12 protein-coding genes are annotated in these 18,643 nt (G+C 66.9%); 9 read left to right on the top strand and 3 right to left on the bottom strand.

Features of this window, described 5'->3' with window-relative positions; translation table 11 throughout:
* Positions 1-152: 152 nt before the first annotated feature.
* The 3 genes from J5J86_RS22775 (at position 153) to J5J86_RS22765 (ending at position 5,527) form a co-directional block, all read left to right on the top strand.
* The gene (locus tag J5J86_RS22775) at positions 153-2,603 is read left to right on the top strand and encodes a penicillin-binding protein 1A (RefSeq protein WP_209102412.1); all 2,451 of its coding nucleotides are present in this window, start codon (positions 153-155) and stop codon (positions 2,601-2,603) included.
* A 118-nt stretch (positions 2,604-2,721) separates the two neighbouring features.
* A complete protein-coding gene (gene prfB, locus J5J86_RS22770) occupies positions 2,722-3,852 on the top strand; it encodes a peptide chain release factor 2 (protein ID WP_209102410.1) in 1,131 nt (376 codons plus the stop codon).
* 139 nt (positions 3,853-3,991) lie between these two features.
* Positions 3,992-5,527, top strand: a complete 1,536-nt coding sequence (locus tag J5J86_RS22765) for an LVIVD repeat-containing protein (protein ID WP_209102408.1) — start codon at positions 3,992-3,994, stop codon at positions 5,525-5,527.
* A 51-nt stretch (positions 5,528-5,578) separates the two neighbouring features.
* Here J5J86_RS22765 and J5J86_RS22760 read toward each other — a convergent pair whose 3' ends face one another.
* On the bottom strand, positions 5,579-6,049 hold the full coding sequence (locus tag J5J86_RS22760; RefSeq protein WP_209102406.1) for a peroxiredoxin: 471 nt from the start codon (positions 6,047-6,049) through the stop codon (positions 5,579-5,581).
* 87 nt (positions 6,050-6,136) lie between these two features.
* On the opposite strand from J5J86_RS22760, the gene J5J86_RS22755 reads away from it, so the two are divergent.
* Both J5J86_RS22755 and J5J86_RS22750 read left to right on the top strand, forming a co-directional pair.
* On the top strand, positions 6,137-9,787 hold the full coding sequence (locus tag J5J86_RS22755) for a YhdP family protein (protein ID WP_209102404.1): 3,651 nt from the start codon (positions 6,137-6,139) through the stop codon (positions 9,785-9,787).
* 331 nt (positions 9,788-10,118) lie between these two features.
* On the top strand, positions 10,119-10,517 hold the full coding sequence (locus tag J5J86_RS22750) for a PRC-barrel domain-containing protein (RefSeq protein ID WP_209102403.1): 399 nt from the start codon (positions 10,119-10,121) through the stop codon (positions 10,515-10,517).
* A gap of 87 nt (positions 10,518-10,604) precedes the next feature.
* On the opposite strand, the gene tyrS is transcribed toward J5J86_RS22750, so the two are convergent.
* Positions 10,605-11,849: a tyrosine--tRNA ligase gene (gene tyrS, locus J5J86_RS22745; protein ID WP_209102401.1), complete on the bottom strand. Its 1,245-nt coding sequence runs from the start codon at positions 11,847-11,849 to the stop codon at positions 10,605-10,607.
* Between the two features lie 87 nt (positions 11,850-11,936).
* Between tyrS and J5J86_RS22740 the strand changes: the two genes are divergently transcribed.
* Entirely contained in the window at positions 11,937-13,049 is a 1,113-nt protein-coding gene (locus tag J5J86_RS22740) for an anhydro-N-acetylmuramic acid kinase (RefSeq protein WP_209102400.1), read from the top strand.
* Positions 13,050-13,191: 142 nt separating this feature from the next.
* Entirely contained in the window at positions 13,192-14,805 is a 1,614-nt protein-coding gene (locus J5J86_RS22735) for an APC family permease (RefSeq protein WP_209102393.1), read from the top strand.
* A gap of 94 nt (positions 14,806-14,899) precedes the next feature.
* Here the strand turns inward: J5J86_RS22735 and J5J86_RS22730 are convergent, their stop codons facing one another.
* Complete coding sequence (locus tag J5J86_RS22730; protein WP_209102391.1) at positions 14,900-15,562, bottom strand: alpha/beta hydrolase; 663 nt, start codon at positions 15,560-15,562, stop codon at positions 14,900-14,902.
* Positions 15,563-15,911: 349 nt separating this feature from the next.
* Here J5J86_RS22730 and J5J86_RS22725 point away from each other — a divergent pair, with 349 nt between their 5' ends.
* Both J5J86_RS22725 and sufB read left to right on the top strand, forming a co-directional pair.
* Positions 15,912-17,117, top strand: coding sequence for a cysteine desulfurase family protein (locus J5J86_RS22725; RefSeq protein WP_209102389.1), 1,206 nt, complete (start codon positions 15,912-15,914; stop codon positions 17,115-17,117).
* A gap of 48 nt (positions 17,118-17,165) precedes the next feature.
* On the top strand, positions 17,166-18,635 hold the full coding sequence (gene sufB / locus J5J86_RS22720; protein ID WP_209102387.1) for a Fe-S cluster assembly protein SufB: 1,470 nt from the start codon (positions 17,166-17,168) through the stop codon (positions 18,633-18,635).
* Positions 18,636-18,643 lie beyond the last annotated feature (8 nt).

Raw genomic sequence — 18,643 nt, 5'->3', positions numbered from 1 at the left:
CTGGTCCTCCCCGGACGGTGCCGGGGATGGTGTGAGCGGGGTCGGATGCGCGGCGCGGTCTGCCCAGGCGTGATGGATGGTGGCGAGGCTGAAAGGCCGGACGGGCAAAAAGGCCCGCCGGTCCAGGCTCCAGGGGCGGAAGGAGCCCGCGTATGCGGCTGCTGTTGAGGTTCTTCGGCTTTCTCTTTGCGCTCGGCACGCTGGTGCTGCTGGGGGGCGCCGCCGCGGCCACATACCTGGTGTGGAAATATTCGCAGGACCTGCCGGACTATACCCAGCTCCAGAATTACGAGCCTCCCGTCATGACCCGCGTCCATGCGGACGACGGCGCGCTGGTGGCCGAATGGGCGCGCCAGCGCCGGCTCTATATTCCCATCCAGTCCGTGCCGAAGCTCGTCATCGAGGCCTTCCTCTCCGCCGAGGACAAGAATTTCTACGAGCATGGCGGCATCGACCCGTCCGGCATCTTCCGCGCGGCCATGGTCTATGCCCAGAATTACGGCTCCAATCGCCGCCCGCAGGGTGCGTCCACCATCACCCAGCAGGTGGCCAAGAACTTCCTGCTCACCAACGAGGTGTCCTTCGATCGCAAGATCAAGGAGGCGCTGCTGGCCCTGCGCATCGAGCGCGCCTATTCCAAGGACCGCATCCTCGAGCTCTATCTGAACGAGATCTATCTCGGCATGGGCGCCTACGGCATCGCCGCCGCGGCTTTGGTCTATTTCGACAAGTCGGTGGACGAGCTGACCATTCCCGAGGTGGCCTATCTGGCCGCTTTGCCCAAGGCGCCGTCTTCCTACAACCCCTTCCGTGACCGTGAGCGCGCCATCGACCGGCGCAACTGGGTCATCGACCGCATGGCCGAGAACGGCTTCATCACCGCCGCCCAGGCGGATGCGGCCAAGAAGTCGCCCCTCGACGTCACCCCCCGGCCCACCGGCGCGCAGATCTTCGCCGCCGAGTATTTTGCCGAGGAAGTGCGCCGCCAGATCATCGACCGCTATGGCGAGAACAAGCTCTATGAGGGCGGGCTTTCGGTGCGCACCGCGCTGAACCCCAAGCTCCAGCGCTTCGCCAAGAAGACGCTGACCGACGGACTGGTGCGGTTCGACGAGCAGCGCGGCTGGCGCGGCCCCGTGACCAAGATCGAGCTCGGCCCCGACTGGGGTGCCAAGCTCGCCGAGGTGAAGGCCTTTTCCGACATTCCCTGGAAGCTGGCGGTGGTGCTGGATTCCAGCAAGGACAATGCCCGCATCGGCCTGCAGCCGCCGCGCGAGAAGGGCGGCATCATCTCCACCCAGCGCGACGTCGGGCTTATCACCCTCGACGGCGTGAAGTGGGCGCGCTGGACCAAGGGGCCTGATGCCGGGCGTGCCGTGTCCTCGGTGTCGCAGGTGCTCAAGCCCGGCGACGTCATCTATGTGGAGCCCATCGCCAACAAGGACGGCCAGTATCGCCTGCGCCAGATTCCGGAGGTGGAAGGCGCCATGGTGGTCATGGAGCCGCTCACCGGGCGCGTCCTCGCGCTGGTCGGCGGCTTCTCCTATGACGAGAGCCAGTTCAACCGCGCCACCCAGGCGCTGCGCCAGCCGGGCTCGTCGTTCAAGCCCTTCGTCTATTCGGCGGCCCTCGACAATGGCTATACGCCTTCCACCGTCGTGCTGGACGCGCCCATCTCCATCGACCAGGGGCCGGGCATGCCGGCCTGGACGCCGGAGAACTATGCCAAGAAGTTCTATGGCCCGCAGACGCTGCGCTTCGGCCTGGAGCAGTCGCGCAACGTGATGACGGTGCGCCTCGCCCAGGATGTGGGCATGCCGCTGGTGGCCGACTATGCCAAGAAGTTCGGCATCTATGACGACATGCTCCCCGTCCTGTCCATGTCGCTGGGCGCGGGCGAGACCACGCTCATGCGCATGGTGGGCGCCTATGCCATGATCGCCAATGGCGGGCGCAAGGTGACGCCCTCGCTCATCGACCGCATCCAGGACCGCTACGGCCACACCATCTATCGCCATGACGAGCGCGAGTGCCGCGGCTGCGACGCCGACAAGTGGGAGAACCAGCCCGAGCCCACGCTCATCGACCGGCGGCCGGTGGTGCTCGATCCCATGACCTCCTACCAGATCACCTCCATGATGGAGGGCGTGGTCCAGCGCGGCACGGGCACGGCGCTCAAGGAGCTGGGCCGGCCTATCGCCGGCAAGACCGGCACCACCAATGACGAGAAGGACGCCTGGTTCGTGGGCTTCACGCCCCAGCTCGTGGTGGGTGTCTATCTCGGCTATGACCGGCCCCGCGCCATGGGCAAGGGCGCCACCGGCGGCGTGCTCTCCGCTCCCATTGTGCGGGACTTCTTCAAGGATGCGCTGGCGGACCAGCCGGCCATTCCGTTCCGCGTGCCCGCCGGCATCAAGCTGGTGCGCATCAATCCCAAGAGCGGCCTGCGGGCCGGGCCGGGCGAGAATTCCATCCTGGAAGCCTTCAAGCCCGGCACGGCGCCCCCCGACAGCTATTCGGTGATCGGCTCCTCCGATTCGGGCCTCGACGTGACGCCCGAGGCCGACCGGGCGGTGCGCTCCGGCACGGGCGGGCTTTATTAGCCGCACACCCATCCTGCAGCCACTTGCGTGCGGGGCTCGCGCCAAGGGGGCGGGCCCCGTTTACACAGGGGGCCCCCCTCGCTATTTTCCGCGGCCTTTCATCGGAGCTCAGTGAACCATGCGTGCGGAACTCGCCGCGAAAGTCGACGAGGTCAATAAGTCCGTTGAGCTGCTGCGCCAGCACCTCAACGTGGACCGCTCGCGCCGGCGCCTCGCGGAGCTCAATGCCATCGCCGAGGATCCCAAGCTCTGGGACGATCCGGAGCGGGCGCAGAAGATCATGCAGGAGCGCACCTCGCTGGAGGACGCGCTCACCGCCATCGACCGGGTGACGCAGGATCTGGCCGACAATATCGAGCTGATCGAGCTTGGCGAGATGGAGGGCGACGAGGGCGTCATCACCGAGGCCTCCGCCGCGCTCGACGCCTTGAAGGCCGAACTCGCCCGCCGCGAGCTGGACGCGCTGCTCTCGGGCGAGGCTGATTCCAACGACACCTATCTGGAAGTCCATGCGGGTGCCGGCGGCACCGACAGCCAGGACTGGGCCGAAATGCTCCTGCGCATGTATCGGCGCTGGTGCGAGCGGCACGGCTTCAAGGTGGAACTGGTGGACGAGTCCGCCGGCGAGCAGGCGGGCCTGAAGTCGGCCACCATCATCGTCAAGGGCCACAATGCCTATGGCTGGCTGAAGACGGAGGCCGGCGTGCACCGCCTGGTGCGCATCTCGCCCTTCGATTCCAATGCCCGCCGCCAGACCTCGTTCGCCTCCATCGACGTCTATCCGGTCATCGACGACCGCATCGTGGTGGACATCAACGAAAGCGACGTGCGCGTGGACACCATGCGTTCGGGCGGCGCCGGCGGCCAGCACGTGAACAAGACCGAATCGGCCGTTCGCCTGACCCACATTCCCACCGGCATCGCGGTGGTCTCGCAGGGCGACCGCTCGCAGCACAAGAACCGGGCCACCGCCTGGAACATGCTGCGCGCCAAGCTGTTCGAGATGGAGCTGAAGAAGCGCGAGGAAGCCGCCGCCGCCGAGCAGGCCGCCCGCACCGATATCGGCTGGGGCCACCAGATCCGCTCCTATGTGCTCCAGCCCTACCAGCTGGTGAAGGACCTTCGCACGGGCGTGACCTCCGGCACCCCCCAGGAAGTGCTGGACGGCGACCTCGACCCGTTCATGGAAGCCGCCCTCGCCCAGCGCGCCTATGGCGGGGGCCCCGCCCAGGTTGAGGATGTGGACTGAGGCCCCAGGGCGGCCGAGGGGCTGCCCGGGCTATAATCAAGTCTCTTTCTCGAAATTCAAGTGACTTGAATAAAGCCCCAATGCTGCTAGCGTTCCCTTGCCGCGCAGGCCCGCGCGGGCCACTGGCGAGGGAAACCGCATGGCTGGAGATCATCACCCCCACGGCACCCATCCCGATCTCGACGCGCCTCACCCCGTCCCGGGCGTGATGGAAGGCGGCGGCACGGTGCCCTTGCGCCTGCCGGCGGGCGCGCTGACCTATCTGGACCGCGCCTCCTACATCTCCAACATGGAGGTGGTCTCCTATTTCCCCGACATCAAGCTGATGATCTTCGGGGACGAGCATTCCTGCCTGTGGGCGCGAGGCAAAAGGCGGATGCTCGCCTATCAGGGCGGCTTCGTGGACATCACGGACCCGCGCAACGCCAGCGTCATCGGCGAGAGCGGGCTCGGCGTGTTCCAGAGCTGCGTCTTCAATACCGCGCTGAAGAAATGGATCCGCGTGGTCGCCCACCAGATGCCGCTCACCCCCGGCACGCCCCAATATCCGCGCGGCAAGTACCACCCCGATTATGCCCGCAAGTCCATGGAGGATCCGGGCTTCCGGGGCATCAAGACCTATGACGTGACGAACCCGGAGCAGCCGGTCCTGCTCAACGCCTTCGAGACCGGCGCCACCGGCCACGGCGTCCATGCGCCCTTCTATGATGGCGGGCGCTACGCGTATCTGGCCTGCGGCTGGGACGACCAGATGCGCATGGAGAGCACCGAGCGTGTCTTCTCCAACGGCCTGATGATCATGGACATGTCCGATCCCTCAGCGGTGAAGGAAGTCTCGCGCTGGTGGGTGCCGGGCCAGCGGCTGGAGGAGGAGGCGCACTATCGCGCCACCTATCCGTTTGCCGGCGACCAATGCTCCTGGACCTGCAACCGCACCCCCTGCATCGTGCCCCGGCGCGTGGAGGACGGGGGCCGCATCGGCTATGGCGGCTGGGGCCATTTCGGCTTCTATGTCCATGACCTTTCCGACATCACCCGGCCCAAGGTGCTGGGCAAGGTGACCCATCCGCTGGAGGCCATTGGCGGCATTCCCTACCACCATGTGGTGCCGGTGGAGGCGGACCCGCAGACCCATCCCCATCTCCAGAACCTCGTCATCGGCATCCCCGAGAGCCTGGAGGCCGATTGCCGCGAGCCCTTCCATACGAGCTATGTGATCGATGTGAAGGACCCGGCGAACCCGCGCATCATCGGCCTCTTCCCGCGCCCCATGCCCCATCCGGACGCGCCCTATAAGGACTTCGCCATGGCGCGCGGGCGCTTCTCCTCGCGGGTGATGCAGCACTGGATCGCGCCGGGCAGGGCGCGGCCGGAGATCGTGGCCCTCTCCTACCTGAATGCCGGCCTGCGCCTGTTCGATATATCCGACCCCACCGCCCCGCAGGAGGTGGCCTATTTCGTGCCGCCGCGGGACGGGGAGATCGAGGATTATATGAGCTGGCGGCGGGGCACGTCGGAGGCGGTGTTCATCGAGTGGGACCGCAACCTCATCTGGCTGTCCACCCATGCGGGGCTTTATTGCCTCTCCGCGCCCCTCCTCGGCCCCCCGGTGCTGGAGCCGCGCGCCGTGGAGCGCTGGTCGGTGCCCCGCGTCAATCTGGGCTGGAACGGCTGAGGACCGCACGAGAATGGCGGACGGGAGGGGCCGCCCCCCGCCCGCCGCGAATCACAGGGCCTGGGCGGCGGCGAGCACTTCGGCGGCGTGGCCGTCCACTTTCACCTTCGGCCACACTTTGGCGACCGTTCCGTCGCGGTCGATGAGCAGGGTGACGCGCTCTATCCCCATATATTTGCGGCCATACATGCTCTTTTCCACCCACACCCCATAGTCGGAGAGCATCTCAGTCTGCTCGTCCGAGGCCAAGGGGAAGGCGAGGTCATATTTGGCCTTGAACTTGTCTTGGGCGGCCACCGGATCGGCGGAGACGCCAAGGATCGCCGTGTCGGCCGCCTCGAAGTCCTGCCGCAACCCGTTGAATGCAATAGCTTCCTTTGTGCAGCCCGAGGTGTTGGCCTTGGGATAGAAGTAGAGCACCAGCTTGCGGCCGGCGAAGTCCTTGAGCGACACCTCGCCGCCGCCGTCCCGCTTGAGGGAAAATGCGGGCGCGGGCGTGCCGGGTGCGGGAATTTTCGTCATCTGCCTTCCTTTCGACGTGAGCGCATCCTACCGGCAGGACATCCAGGCAAACCTCGGTTATTCCCCAGGTCTTGCCTGACACCATGGATGGTCCATTCTGCCGCCCTTGGAAAGGCGGTGTGCAGCGCAGCGGGGCACGATGAGGGCGCGGAGCACGATGTGGGGATGAACGAGGAGAGCGGTCGGACAGTTGCGGGCGGCCGCCACCTGCGACGGGGCCATGCGCAGGGTCTTGCCGGCGCGCTGGTGCCGCGCGGGCGGTTTGCGCGCATCGTGATGTGGTCGCTGGTGTGGCTGGTGGCCGTGGCCGGCGCACTCGCGCTTGGCATCTACGGCCTGATCGCCACCGGCCTGCTCACGCCCAACATGGCCACTCCTTATGTGGAACGCGCCATCGAGGAGCGCCTGGGCGGCCAGTATGACGTCCAGATCGGCGGCATCGCCTTCGAGACCATCAAGAAGGGCTCCACCGCCCTGGTGGTGCGCGACATCCGCGTGCTCGGGCCCAAGGGCGAACTGATCGCCTCCGCCCCTTCCGCCGAAGTGGAGATGGAAGGCCCGATCCTCACGCTCTCGCCCAAAGTGGGGCGCGTCGATCTCATCGGCGCTGAGATGTTCGTGAAGATCGAGGCCTCCGGCAGCCTGGCGGTCTCCACCGGCAAGGGCGCCAAGCCCATTACGTCCACCCCCATTACGTCCACCCCCATTACGTCCACCCCCATCACGTCTACGCCCGCTGCGCCCGCTCCGGCGGCTGCGCCCGCCCCAGCGTCCGCGCCCGGCGCGCCGGCAACTCCAGCCGCCCCCGCTGCCGGCGGCGCCGATCCCCTCGTCCTGCGGGTGCTCGCCCAGTGGATGGAGGATCTCGACAATGGCGTCTTCGACGGTGGCGCGCTGCGGGAGATCGGCATTCGCGATGCCACCGTGGAGGTGGAGAATGAATCCAACGGCCGCCGCATCACCTTCGAGAACATTTCCATCTCTCTGAACCGCCCCGATGGCGGCGGCGCGGTTCTGACCTTCAGCACCGAGGGGCCGAGCGGCACCGCCAGCCTTGTGGCGGGCGTCGGCCCGGTGAAGGATAATGAGCGGGCGCTGACCTTCGAGCTGAAGAATGTGGAGACGGAGGACCTGGTCCACGCCTTCACCCAGGACTGGAAGCGCTTCTACATGGACATGCCGCTCAATGCGTCCGTGTCCGCCCGCATCGGCCGGGACGGCCGGGTGTTGGCCGGGGAGGCCCGTGTGGACCTGGGCGCCGGCCAGATCGGCAATGGCGAGGACCCGCAGGAGCGCTTCGTCCTCGATTACATGAAGCTCGGCCTGAAGCTCGACCCCGTCCGGCGCATCATCACCATCGACCCGCTCGGGGCGGGCAAGAATGCCAATATCGTCGCGCTGACCGGCGAGATCACCGTGCCCGCCGCCGCCGGCATGGACTGGCCCTATGTGCTGCGCCAAGAGAAGGTGCTGTTCGCCGGCCCGGAAATGCCCGACCCGCCGCTGGTGATGGATACGGTCTCCGTCACCGGGCGCTATGTGCCCGCCAACAAGCGCCTGATGTTCGATGCCGGCACCCTTGCCGGCCCCACCGGCTCGCTGACCTTCGCGGGCATGGTGGATTTCGGCATCGACGTGCCCACCATCAAGCTGACCGCCACCGGCTCGCGCATGCCGGCCGCCACCGTGCGCCGCTTCTGGCCCGTGAGCATCGCCCCGCCCGCCCGCACCTATGTGCTGGAGAATCTCTCCGGCGGCACCGTGGACGGCACCAAGGTCACGGTGAACATGCCCATCGACCTGATCGGGCAGAAGGAAGTGCCGTTGCCCGAGGACGCGGTGCACCTGGAGATGACCGGCTCCGGCTTCACCCTGATGGCGCTGAAGGGCCTGCCGCCGCTGCGCGACATGCGCCTCTCCGTGGTGGTCACCGGGCGCTCCGTGCGCGTGGACATCCCCGAAGGCACCGTGGTGACGCCCCAGAACCGCAAGCTGGCGGTCTCCGATGGCGTCTTCTTCATGCCCGATTATTTCCCCCGCGAGCCCAAGGCGCAGGTCCGGGTGAAGTTCGCCGGCCCCGCCGATGCGGGGGTTGAGATCTTGGGCATGGACGCGCTGAAGGGCCCCACTGGCACCGCCTATGACCCCGCCACCACCCGGGGCAAGGTCTCGGCTCTGGTGCAGATCAACATCTTCTTCCGCAAGGTGGCCGACCCCTCGGACACCGACTATTCGGTGGAGGCGACGCTCACCGATTTCGGCCTCGACAATGTGTTTGCCGGCCAGCGGGTGGAAGGCGCCACCGTCTCGGCCTTCGCCACCCCGGCGGGCATCCTGTTGCGCGGCGACGGCAAGATCGCCGGCGCCCCCATGAACTTTGAATATGAGAAGCGCAAGGACGTGGCCGACGCCGACATCAAGGTGAACGCCACCCTGGATGACGCCTCGCGTGCCAAGCTGGGGGTGAACCTGCCCGCAATTACCGGGCCCATGCTGGTGCGCCTGGTGGGCACCACCAACAACAAGGACACCCGGGCCAATATCGAGCTCGACCTCACCAATGTCCGCATCAACGATCTGGTCCCCGGCCTCACCAAGCCGGCCGGCAAGCCGCTGAAAGCCAAATTCGCCTCGCTGGACAGCGGATCATCCCTCAAGATCAACGATCTGACGCTGGAAGGCTCGGGCACGCTGATCAAGGGCTCGCTGGAATTGTCCAACGCGGGCGAGGTGAACGGGGCCAACTTCCCGGTCTTCCAGATTTCCGACGGCGACAAGGCCAGCCTGAAGGCGGACCGGGCGGGCGACGTGTTGAAGGTGAAGATCACCGGCGAGGTGATCGATGCGCGCGGCATCATGAAGAGCCTCATGAGCACGCCGGCCACCGCCGCCGCCGCCAATTCGGCGAGCGCGGCGGCGCGGCGTGAGCAACGGCAGAACCGCACCGGCCAGGATGTGGACGTGGAGGCCAAGATCGGCGCCCTCACCGGCAATCATGGCGAGGTGCTGCGCCAGATGGACCTGTCGCTGGGCCGGCGGGGCGTGGAACTGCGCAGCTTCCAATTGAGCGCCAAGGCCGGGCGCGACGGCACGGTGGCCGGCGAAATTCGCAGCATGCCCAATGGCAAGCGCGCCATGCTGGTCACCACCTCGGATGCCGGCGCGGTGCTGCGCTTCCTCGACGTCTATCCCAAGATCGATGGCGGCGAGATGTGGGTGATCTTCGATCCTCCCCGCTCCGACCCCTCGCCCCAGGAAGGCACGCTCAATCTGCGCGACTTCGTGGTGCGCGGCGAGCCGGGCTTGGCCATCCTCTCCGACGCCGCCCGAGATTCCTCCGGCAAGGCGGAAGCCGGCACGGCGGTGTTCCAGAAGGCGCAGGCCAAGTTCACCCGCACCCCCGGCGCCATCGCCGTGCGCGAGGCGGCCATCTGGGGGCCGGTGGCGGGCGTGACGCTGGACGGCTCGGTGGACTTCATCGCCGAGCGCATCGGCATTCGCGGCACCTACGTGCCCGCTTATGGCCTCAACAATCTGTTCTCCAAGCTGCCCGTGATCGGCGCGCTCCTGGGCGGCGGGCCGAACGAGGGCCTGGTGGGCGTGACCTTCGAGATTGTGGGCCCCTTGAGCGGGCCGCGCCTCACCGTGAACCCGCTCTCCGCCGTGGCGCCGGGCTTCCTGCGCAAGATGTTCGAGTTCCGCGACCAGAACGACGCCCCGCCAGTGCCGCCGCGATAAGGCGGACCACCTCCCTCGCTCTTGCCCCCGGTTTGTGCCCGGCTGCGGGAAGGGCCGTCATGGCTGGGCTTGTCCGCAAAGGCGTGAGAGACAGCCACGTATCGGCGTCGGCGCCCAGCGGGGTGATATTGACCCGCAAGCGGGTATTTTCCGGCCGCCCCGGAACCAATGGCCCCGCTTGGGAATTTATCCTGCTGAGACGGAGGCTTGTCCCGGACGCGCGGCGCCGGTTCAAAGAGCGTCCTTCTCTCAACGACTTGGCATGTGATGCCCCGGGCGGGTGACCGCTGCCCGAACGGCTTCGCGCGCCTCGGCAGGAGATGATTTTCCCATGAAGACGACCCTGATCGCGTTCGCCACCGCTGCCGCTCTGATCGTGCCCCAGGCGGGCGCCATGGCGCAGAATGCGGTCGCCACCGAGACCTTCACCGCCGCCCGTCCCACCGACGTGCTCAGCTACAACCTCATCGGCCTCAATGTGGTGAACGGCCAGAACGAGAGCGTGGGCGAGATCAAGGATCTCATCCTCTCCCAGGGCGAGCTGGCCGGCTACATCCTCTCCGTGGGCGGCTTCCTCGGCATCGGCGAGCGCTATGTGATCGTGCGGCCCAACGCCATCAAGATCGCCTATTCGGACAAGGACGCCAAATGGACGGCGGTGATGAACACCACCCGCGACGCCCTCAAGGCCGCCCCCGAATTCAAGTATGAGGGCCGCTGGAAGCGCTGACCGGGTCTCCCCCTCGTCTCGACAGCCCTGAAGGCAACCGCCCGGCGTTAAGCTGGGCGGTTTTTTATGGCCGGGCGGTTTTTCGTGTCAGACGGGCTTCAAGAGCACATGCCGCTTCTTGCCCAGCGAGAGCTTCAGCAGCCCCTCGGGGGTGAGGTCACGCGGGGTGAGGACGGCCTTTTCGTCGGCCACCCCGGCATCATTCACCTTCAGGCCGCCGCCCTTGATCTGCCGGCGGGCTTCGGAGGTGGAGGCGACGAGGCCTGCGGTCACGAAGGCGGTGGCGACGGGAAGGCCCGCCTCCAGCGTTGCGGCGGGGACTTCGATGGTGGGCAGGTTCACCGCCAAGGCGCCTTCCTCGAAGGTGGCGCGGGCGGTGGCGCGGGCCTCCTCGGCGGCCTCCCGGCCGTGCAGCAGAGCGGTGGCCTCGGTGGCGAGGATTTCCTTCGCCACATTGATCTCCTGGCCTTCCAGGGCGCCGAGGCGGGCGATCTCGTCCAGCGGCAGCTCGGTGAAGAGCTTCAGGAAGCGCACCACGTCCGCATCGCCGGTATTGCGGAAATATTGCCAATATTCGAACGCCGGCAGCAGGTCGCTATCCAGCCACACGGCGCCGCCCGCCGTCTTGCCCATCTTGGCGCCGGAGGAGGTGGTCAAAAGCGGCGTCGTCAGCGCGAACAGGTCGGCGCCGTGCATGCGACGGCCCAGTTCCATGCCGTTGACGATGTTGCCCCACTGGTCGGAGCCGCCCATCTGCAGCACGCAGCCATGGCGCTTGTTCAGCTCCACGAAGTCGTAGGCCTGCAGGATCATATAGTTGAATTCGAGGAAGGTGAGCGGCTGCTCGCGCTCCAGCCGCAGCTTGACCGAATCGAAGGTCAGCATGCGGTTGATGGTGAAGTGCGGCCCCACCTCCCGCAGCAGCGGGATATATTTCAGCTCGTCCAGCCAGTTGGCATTGTTCTCCATGATCGCCCCGGCATCGAAGTCCAGGAAGCGGGAGAAGACGCGGCGGATGGAGGCGATGTTGGAATTGATCTGCTCGTCCGTGAGCATCTTGCGCGCCTCGTCCTTGCCGGACGGGTCGCCGATCTTGGTGGTGCCGCCGCCCATGAGCGCGATGGGGGTGTGCCCGGTGCGCTGGAGCGTGCGCAGCATCATGATGGACAGAAGATGCCCGGCATGGAGGCTGGAGGCGGTGGCATCGAAGCCGATATAGGCGGTGATGGGCCCTTCGCACGCCTTGGCATCCAGGCGCTCGGCATCGGAGCACTGGTGGATATAGCCGCGCTCCTCGAGGGTGCGCATGAAGTCGGAACGAAAACCAGTCATGGGGGCCCGTGCGAAAAGGCTTCGGAAAGGGGGCTCCTTTAACAGGGTTTGCCGACAATTGCATCGGTCGTGCCGGGGAGGGCTGTCATGCGGGCTTTGGGGCTGATGAGCGGCACTTCCATGGACGGCATCGACGCCGCCCTCATCGACACGGACGGGGAAGGGGTGGACTGGCTGGGGCCGTCGATCACCTTGCCCTATGGGGCAGATGACCGGGCGCTGCTGCGCGCAGCCCTGGAGGATGCGCGGGGGTTGAACAGCCGGGAGGGGCGGCCGGGGGCGCTCGCGGCGGCGGAACGGCGGATCACAGACCTTCATGCGCAGGCGGTGCACGCGCTACTCACCCCGCTGCGCCTGTCCCCCTCCGACCTCGACGTGGTTGGCTTTCACGGCCAGACCGTCTTCCACCGCCCCGAGGCGGGCCTCACCGTGCAGATCGGGGAAGGGGAGCGGCTCGCGCGGCTCCTCGGCACACGGGTGGTGGCGGATTTTCGCGCGGCGGACGTGGCGGCCGGCGGGCAGGGGGCGCCTTTGGTGCCGGTCTTCCATCAGGCGCTCGTGCGCAACCTCGCCCTGCCCGGTCCGGTGGCGGTGCTCAATGTGGGCGGGGTGGCCAATGTCACCTGGCTTGATGGGGCGGCTGATCCCATCGCCTGCGATACCGGTCCCGGCAATGCGCTGATCGACGATTTCGTTTTCGCCCGCACCGGATTGCCGTTCGATGAGGGCGGCCGCATCGCCGCGGCCGGCCGGCTGGACGAGGCGGGGCTGGCCGATCTCCTCAGCCATCCCTTCTTCGCCGCGCCGCCACCCAAGTCCCTGGACCGGAACGACTTCCGCGCCTTCGTGGCGGATCGCGCGGGCCTTGCCGGCCGCAGCACGCCCGATGGCGCCGTGCTGCTGACGGCGCTGACCGCCGCGGCGGTGGCGGCGCTGGTCCCGCTTCTGCCGCGCCCGCCTGAGGTGTGGATCGTCGGTGGCGGCGGGGCGCGCAATCCCGTGCTGCTGGCGCAATTGGAGGCGCGGCTCCACCGCCCCGTGCGGCCGGCGGAGGCCGCCGGCTGGTCGGCGGATGCGCTGGAAGCCCATGCCTTCGGCTATCTGGCGGTGCGCGCGCTGCGCGGCCTGCCCTTGACCTTTCCCACCACGACGGGCGTCGCGGCACCCCTCACGGGCGGCTTGATTTTTCAAGCCAATTGACCGCTGCCGGGGGGATGCGCGGCTAAATGGTTGCGCTAGACTACCTCCTGGAGGGGCCGCCAGCGGGGGAAAAGCGGGCGATCCGTCAGGGTGACGAAAACGGCCCAGCGGGGGGAATATGGAAGCGCACGGATCCCACAAGATGCACCGTGACATCGGGCTCGTGGGCCTGACCTTCGTCGCGGTGAGCGGCATCATCGGCTCGGGCTGGCTGTTCGCGCCGCTGCTCGCCGCCCAGCATGCGGGTCCGGCGGCGCTCATCGCCTGGATCATCGGCGGCGTGGCCATGCTGCTGCTGGCGCTCACTTTTGCTGAAATCTCGGCCATGCTGCCGGTCCCCGGCGGCGTCGCCCGCGTGCCGCTGTTCAGCCACGGCAATTTCGTCTGCACCATGATGGGCTGGAGCGGATGGGTGGGCTACACCACCCAGGCCCCCATCGAGGTGGAGGCCATGCTGCGCTATGTGGGGCCGCACGCCAACTGGCTCTATGTGGCCGGTCCCGGCACCGATTTGTCCTTTATGGGCATTGTCCTGTCCATGACCCTGCTGGCGGTGTTCGTGGTCATCAACGCCATCGGTGTGAAGTTCTTCGCCTATGTGAACAGCTCCATCACCTGGGCCAAGATCCTCATTCCGCTCATCCTGGTGGGCATGCTGCTCTATACGCGGTTCGAGGTGTCCAACTTCACCGACCACGGCGGCTTTGCCCCGTTCCAATGGGCGGGCGTGCTGAGCGCGGTGTCGTCCGGCGGCGTCATCTTCTCCTATATCGGCTTCCGCCATGCGGTGGACATGGCCGGCGAGGTGCGCAATCCCGGCTTCACGATTCCCACCGCCCTGGTCCTCTCCGTCTTCATCTGCTTCCTGATCTATGGCGGGCTGCAATTTGCCTTCATCGGCGCCCTGAAGCCGGAAGAGCTGATCAATGGCTGGGGCAAGCTGCAATTGTCGTCCGATTACGGCCCGCTGGGCGCGGTGGCGAGCGCGCTCGGCCTCATGTGGCTGGTGAGCCTTTTGAATGTGGGCGCGGTGGTCGGCCCCATGGGCGGGGCGCTGGTGGCCACCGGCTCGTGCGCCCGCATCTCCTTCGCGCTGGCCGAGAACGGCCTTTTCCCGCGCCTCATCGCCACCTTGTCGGACCGGGGCGTGCCGCTCACGGCCCTCCTCATGAATCTTGCGGTGGCGGTATTGACCTTCATCCTCCTGCCCTTCGAGGAGGTGGTGAAGCTGAACGAATCCGCCATCATGCTGTCCTTCGTGGTCGGCCCGGTGGGCGTGGTGGCGCTGCGTCACATCCTGCCCAAGGCGCGCCGGCCCATCGTGTTGCCGGCCGTGAAGGTGCTGGCCTGCGCCGCTTTCGTGATCTGCGGGCTCATCATCCTGTGGGCGGGCTGGGAGACGGTGTGGCGGCTCGGTCTGTGCCTGATGGTGGGGGCGGTGTTGTTCTTCACCTATGCCATCCGCCACATCAAGGGCACGCCGGACCTGGCGGAGGCGGCCTGGCTCGGCCCCTATTTCGTGGGCATGGGCGCCATTTCGGCGCTGAGCACCTTCGGCGGCATGGGGGTTCTCACCCATGGCCTCGACAGCCTCCTGGTGGTGCTGCTGTCCATCGGCGTGTTCTTCCACGCGGTGCATTGCCGCCTGAGCGAGGCGAAGTTCCGCTCCTATGTCTCCGAGGAAGTGCTGGCGGAGGCGGAGATCGGCGACCACGGCGTGGTGCGCGCGGAAAGCGCGCTGCGCCATCGGCATTGAGGCGAGGCGGGGGGCAGGGGCCACAAATGCAAAACGCCCGGCCGCAGGGCCGGGCGTTTCGTCAGATCGGAACTGGACGGGACGCCGTCTGGTCTCAGGCGGCGCTGTCCTTGCGGGTACCGGGCAGGCGCTTGTCGAGATAGGTGCCCACCACGCTCATCAGCTCGTCATTCTTGCCGTCGAAGAAGTGGTTGGCGCCGGGCACGATCTGCTGCTCGATGACGATGCCCTTCTGGGTCTTCAGCTTCTCCACCAGGGTCGCCACCGCCGAGGTGGGCACCACCGCGTCCTTGTCGCCATGCACGAACAGGCCGGACGAGGGGCAGGGGGCGAGGAAGGAGAAGTCATAAAGGCTCGCCGGGGCGGCCACCGAGATGAAGCCTTCCACCTCGGGACGGCGCATCAGCAGCTGCATGCCGATCCAGGCACCGAAGGAGACGCCGGCAATCCAGCAGGCGCGCGCATCGGGATTGACCGACTGCGCCCAGTCCAAGGCCGCGGCGGCGTCGGACAGTTCGCCGGTGCCATGGTCGAACGAGCCCTGGCTGCGGCCGACACCACGGAAATTGAAGCGCAGTACCGAGAAGCCGCGGTTCACAAACTGGTAGTACAGATTGTAGACGAGCGGGTTGTTCATCGTCCCCCCGAACTGGGGGTGGGGATGAAGAATGATGGCGATGGGAGAATTGCGCGTCTTTGCGGGCTGATAGCGACCTTCGAGCCGCCCCTTCTCGCCGGTGAAGATGACTTCTGGCATGGAGTCCGCAACCTCTGGGGGGCGCGGCGAAGTCGGGGATCTCGTTTCCGGACCACCCGGAAGCGCGCGTCCCGCTCGGACGTCCGTGTTCGACGTCTTGACTCAGCCCGGACGCCACCCTATCTATTTAGAATAATTCTAATTTATCCCGCTCGGCCGTGCAAGATATTCGCCGTGAATATTCTCGCTGTCAGGCAGGATCGGATGAAGTTTGACGTATGACCGAGATCGGGCGCAATTGCAAGCCTTGGCTCGGGCGGGTGGCCTGGCCGCTCCCGCGCGGGGGCGCACGCGCCTGTCCGCTTTTCGTCCCCTTGAATCCTCAGTCTTCCAAGCGGGAGGGCGCGGCATGAGCACGGCCCCCGCCGCACCGTCCAAGGTCGCCTATCTCGACCACAATGCCACCTCGCCCCTGCGCCCCTCTGCCCGCGCCGCCTTCCTTGAGGCGCTGGAGGCGGGCGGCAATGCCTCGTCCGTGCATGCGGACGGGCGCGCGGCGCGCGCGCGGCTGGAGCGGGCGCGGGGGCAGGTGGCGGGGCTCCTGGATGTGGATCCGCGCGGCGTGACCTTCACGTCGGGGGCGACCGAGGCGGCGAGCGCCATCCTTCACCCCGATCTGGAGATCGCCGGACGGCCGGTGACCTGCGACGTGCTGCTGGTCTCCGCCGTGGAGCATCCCTGCGTCCTGTCCGGCCACCGCTTCCCCACCGACAAGGTGGAGGTGATCCCTGTGGACGGGGACGGCGTAATTGACCTGAAAGCCCTTGAAAACCGCCTCGCCGCCCTTGCCGCCATGGGGCTTCGCCCCTACCTCTCCCTCATGGCCGCCAACAACGAGACGGGCGTCCTCCAGCCGGTGGCGGAGGCCGCCGAGCGGGTGCATGCGGTGGGTGGCGTCGTCCATTGCGACGCCGTCCAGGCGGCTGGCCGGGTGGATGTCACGCTCGCCGGGCTGAAGGCGGATTTCGTCACCCTGTCCGCCCACAAATTGGGCGGGCCGCAGGGGGCAGGCGCGGTGGTCGCCCACCCCGACAGCCGGGCGCGCGTGCCCTTGATGGCGGGCGGTGGCCAGGAGCGGGGCCGGCGGGGCGGCACCCAGAATGTGCCGGCCATGGTGGGTTTCGGCGCCGCCGCCGACGACGCCGCGACGCATTTGAGCGCGGAAGCCATGCGCCTGACGGGCTTGCGCCGCCGGCTCGAAACGGGGATTGTGGAACAGCTCCAGGACGCGTGGATCGCGGGGGCGGGTGCGGCGCGCCTGCCCAATACGGTCTGTGCGGTGTTTCCGGGCCTGAAGGCCGAAACCCTGGTGATCGCGCTCGATCTCGCCCATGTCCGCGTGAGCGCCGGGTCGGCCTGCTCCTCGGGCAAGGTCGGCTCTTCCCATGTGCTCGCGGCCATGGGGGCGGCCTCCGGCCTCGGGCCGGAAGCCACGGCGGGGGCCATACGATTTTCGCTCGGCTGGTCGAGCGGGGAAGAGGATGTGGATCTGGCACTGGCGGCGCTCGGCCGCGCGGTGCCGCGTTTGAGCAGCCGCCCGGCACGGGTGGCATGAGGACTTGACCCGCGGGCCTTGAACCCGCGTGGGAGAGGAGACAGGAAGATGCCTGCGGTCCAGGAGACGATCGACCTCGCAAAGTCGATCGACGTCGATCAGTACAAGTATGGGTTCGTCACCGATATCGAGAGCGAGAAGGCCCCCAAGGGCCTGTCGGAGGACACCGTCCGCTACATCTCGGCCAAGAAGAACGAGCCGGAATGGATGCTGGAATGGCGCCTCGACGCCTTCCGCCGGTGGCTGACCATGGAGGAGCCCACCTGGGCCCGGGTCAGCTATCCCAAGATCGATTTCCAGGACTATTACTATTACGCCGCCCCCAAGGCGAAGCCCAAGTCCCTGGATGAGATCGACCCCGAGATCCTCGCCACCTATGACAAGCTGGGCATCCCGCTGCGCGAGCGCGAGGCGCTGCTGGGCATCGAGAGCGGCGCGCCCAAGGTGGCGGTGGACGCGGTGTTCGACAGCGTGTCGGTGGCCACTACCTTCAAGGCGGAACTGGCCAAGGCCGGCGTCATCTTCTGCTCCATCTCGGAAGCCATCCGCGAGCATCCCGATCTGGTGAAGCAGTATCTGGGCTCGGTGGTGCCGGTCTCGGACAATTTCTACGCCACGCTGAACACGGCGGTCTTTTCCGACGGCTCCTTCGTCTACATCCCCAAGGGCGTGCGCTGCCCCATGGAGCTGTCGACCTATTTCCGCATCAATGAACGCAATACCGGCCAGTTCGAGCGCACCCTCATCATTGCCGACGAGGGCGCCTATGTGAGCTATCTGGAGGGCTGCACCGCGCCCCAGCGGGACGAGAACCAGCTCCATGCCGCCGTGGTGGAACTGGTGGCGCTGAAGGATGCGGAGATCAAGTATTCCACTGTCCAGAACTGGTATCCCGGCGACAAGGACGGCAAGGGCGGCATCTATAATTTCGTCACCAAAAGGGGCGATTGCCGCGGCGCCAATTCCAAGATCTCCTGGACGCAGGTCGAGACCGGCTCTTCCATCACCTGGAAGTATCCCAGCTGCATCCTGCGCGGCGACGGCAGCCAGGGCGAGTTCTATTCCATCGCCATTTCCAACGGCTACCAGCAGGTGGATTCGGGCACCAAGATGATCCATCTCGGCAAGAACACGTCGAGCCGCATCATCTCCAAGGGCATCGCCGCCGGCCGCTCGGACAACACCTATCGCGGCCAGGTGACCGCCCACCGCAAGGCCACCAATGCCCGCAACTTCACCAATTGCGATTCGCTGCTGATCGGCGACCAGTGCGGGGCGCACACCGTGCCCTATATCGAGGCGAAGAATTCCAGCGCGGTCTTCGAGCACGAGGCCACCACCTCGAAAATCTCAGAGGACCAGATGTTCTACTGCCTCCAACGCGGCCTGTCCGAGGAGGAAGCGGTGGCGCTGATCGTCAACGGCTTCGTCAAGGATGTGCTCCAGCAATTGCCCATGGAGTTCGCCGTGGAGGCCCAGAAGCTCATCGCGGTGAGCCTGGAAGGCTCGGTGGGCTGACGCCCGCA

It is taken from the genome of Aquabacter sp. L1I39, assembly GCF_017742835.1.
Taxonomy (GTDB): domain Bacteria; phylum Pseudomonadota; class Alphaproteobacteria; order Rhizobiales; family Xanthobacteraceae; genus L1I39.
The sequence above is the reverse complement of the archived record's forward strand: the minus strand, read 5'-3'. Positions and strand labels throughout refer to the sequence as shown.

Excerpts from the sequence above, each read along its gene's own strand:
- J5J86_RS22730 (WP_209102391.1), bottom strand. The coding sequence starts at position 15,562 with ATGCCAGAAGTCATCTTCACCGGCGAGAAGGGGCGGCTCGAAGGTCGC.
- J5J86_RS22735 (WP_209102393.1), top strand. The coding sequence starts at position 13,192 with ATGCACCGTGACATCGGGCTCGTGGGCCTGACCTTCGTCGCGGTGAGC.
- J5J86_RS22755 (WP_209102404.1), top strand. The coding sequence starts at position 6,137 with ATGGTCCATTCTGCCGCCCTTGGAAAGGCGGTGTGCAGCGCAGCGGGG.
- J5J86_RS22725 (WP_209102389.1), top strand. The coding sequence starts at position 15,912 with ATGAGCACGGCCCCCGCCGCACCGTCCAAGGTCGCCTATCTCGACCAC.
- prfB (WP_209102410.1), top strand. The coding sequence starts at position 2,722 with ATGCGTGCGGAACTCGCCGCGAAAGTCGACGAGGTCAATAAGTCCGTT.
- J5J86_RS22765 (WP_209102408.1), top strand. The coding sequence starts at position 3,992 with ATGGCTGGAGATCATCACCCCCACGGCACCCATCCCGATCTCGACGCG.
- J5J86_RS22775 (WP_209102412.1), top strand. The coding sequence starts at position 153 with ATGCGGCTGCTGTTGAGGTTCTTCGGCTTTCTCTTTGCGCTCGGCACG.
- J5J86_RS22740 (WP_209102400.1), top strand. The coding sequence starts at position 11,937 with ATGCGGGCTTTGGGGCTGATGAGCGGCACTTCCATGGACGGCATCGAC.
- sufB (WP_209102387.1), top strand. The coding sequence starts at position 17,166 with ATGCCTGCGGTCCAGGAGACGATCGACCTCGCAAAGTCGATCGACGTC.
- J5J86_RS22750 (WP_209102403.1), top strand. The coding sequence starts at position 10,119 with ATGAAGACGACCCTGATCGCGTTCGCCACCGCTGCCGCTCTGATCGTG.
- tyrS (WP_209102401.1), bottom strand. The coding sequence starts at position 11,849 with ATGACTGGTTTTCGTTCCGACTTCATGCGCACCCTCGAGGAGCGCGGC.
- J5J86_RS22760 (WP_209102406.1), bottom strand. The coding sequence starts at position 6,049 with ATGACGAAAATTCCCGCACCCGGCACGCCCGCGCCCGCATTTTCCCTC.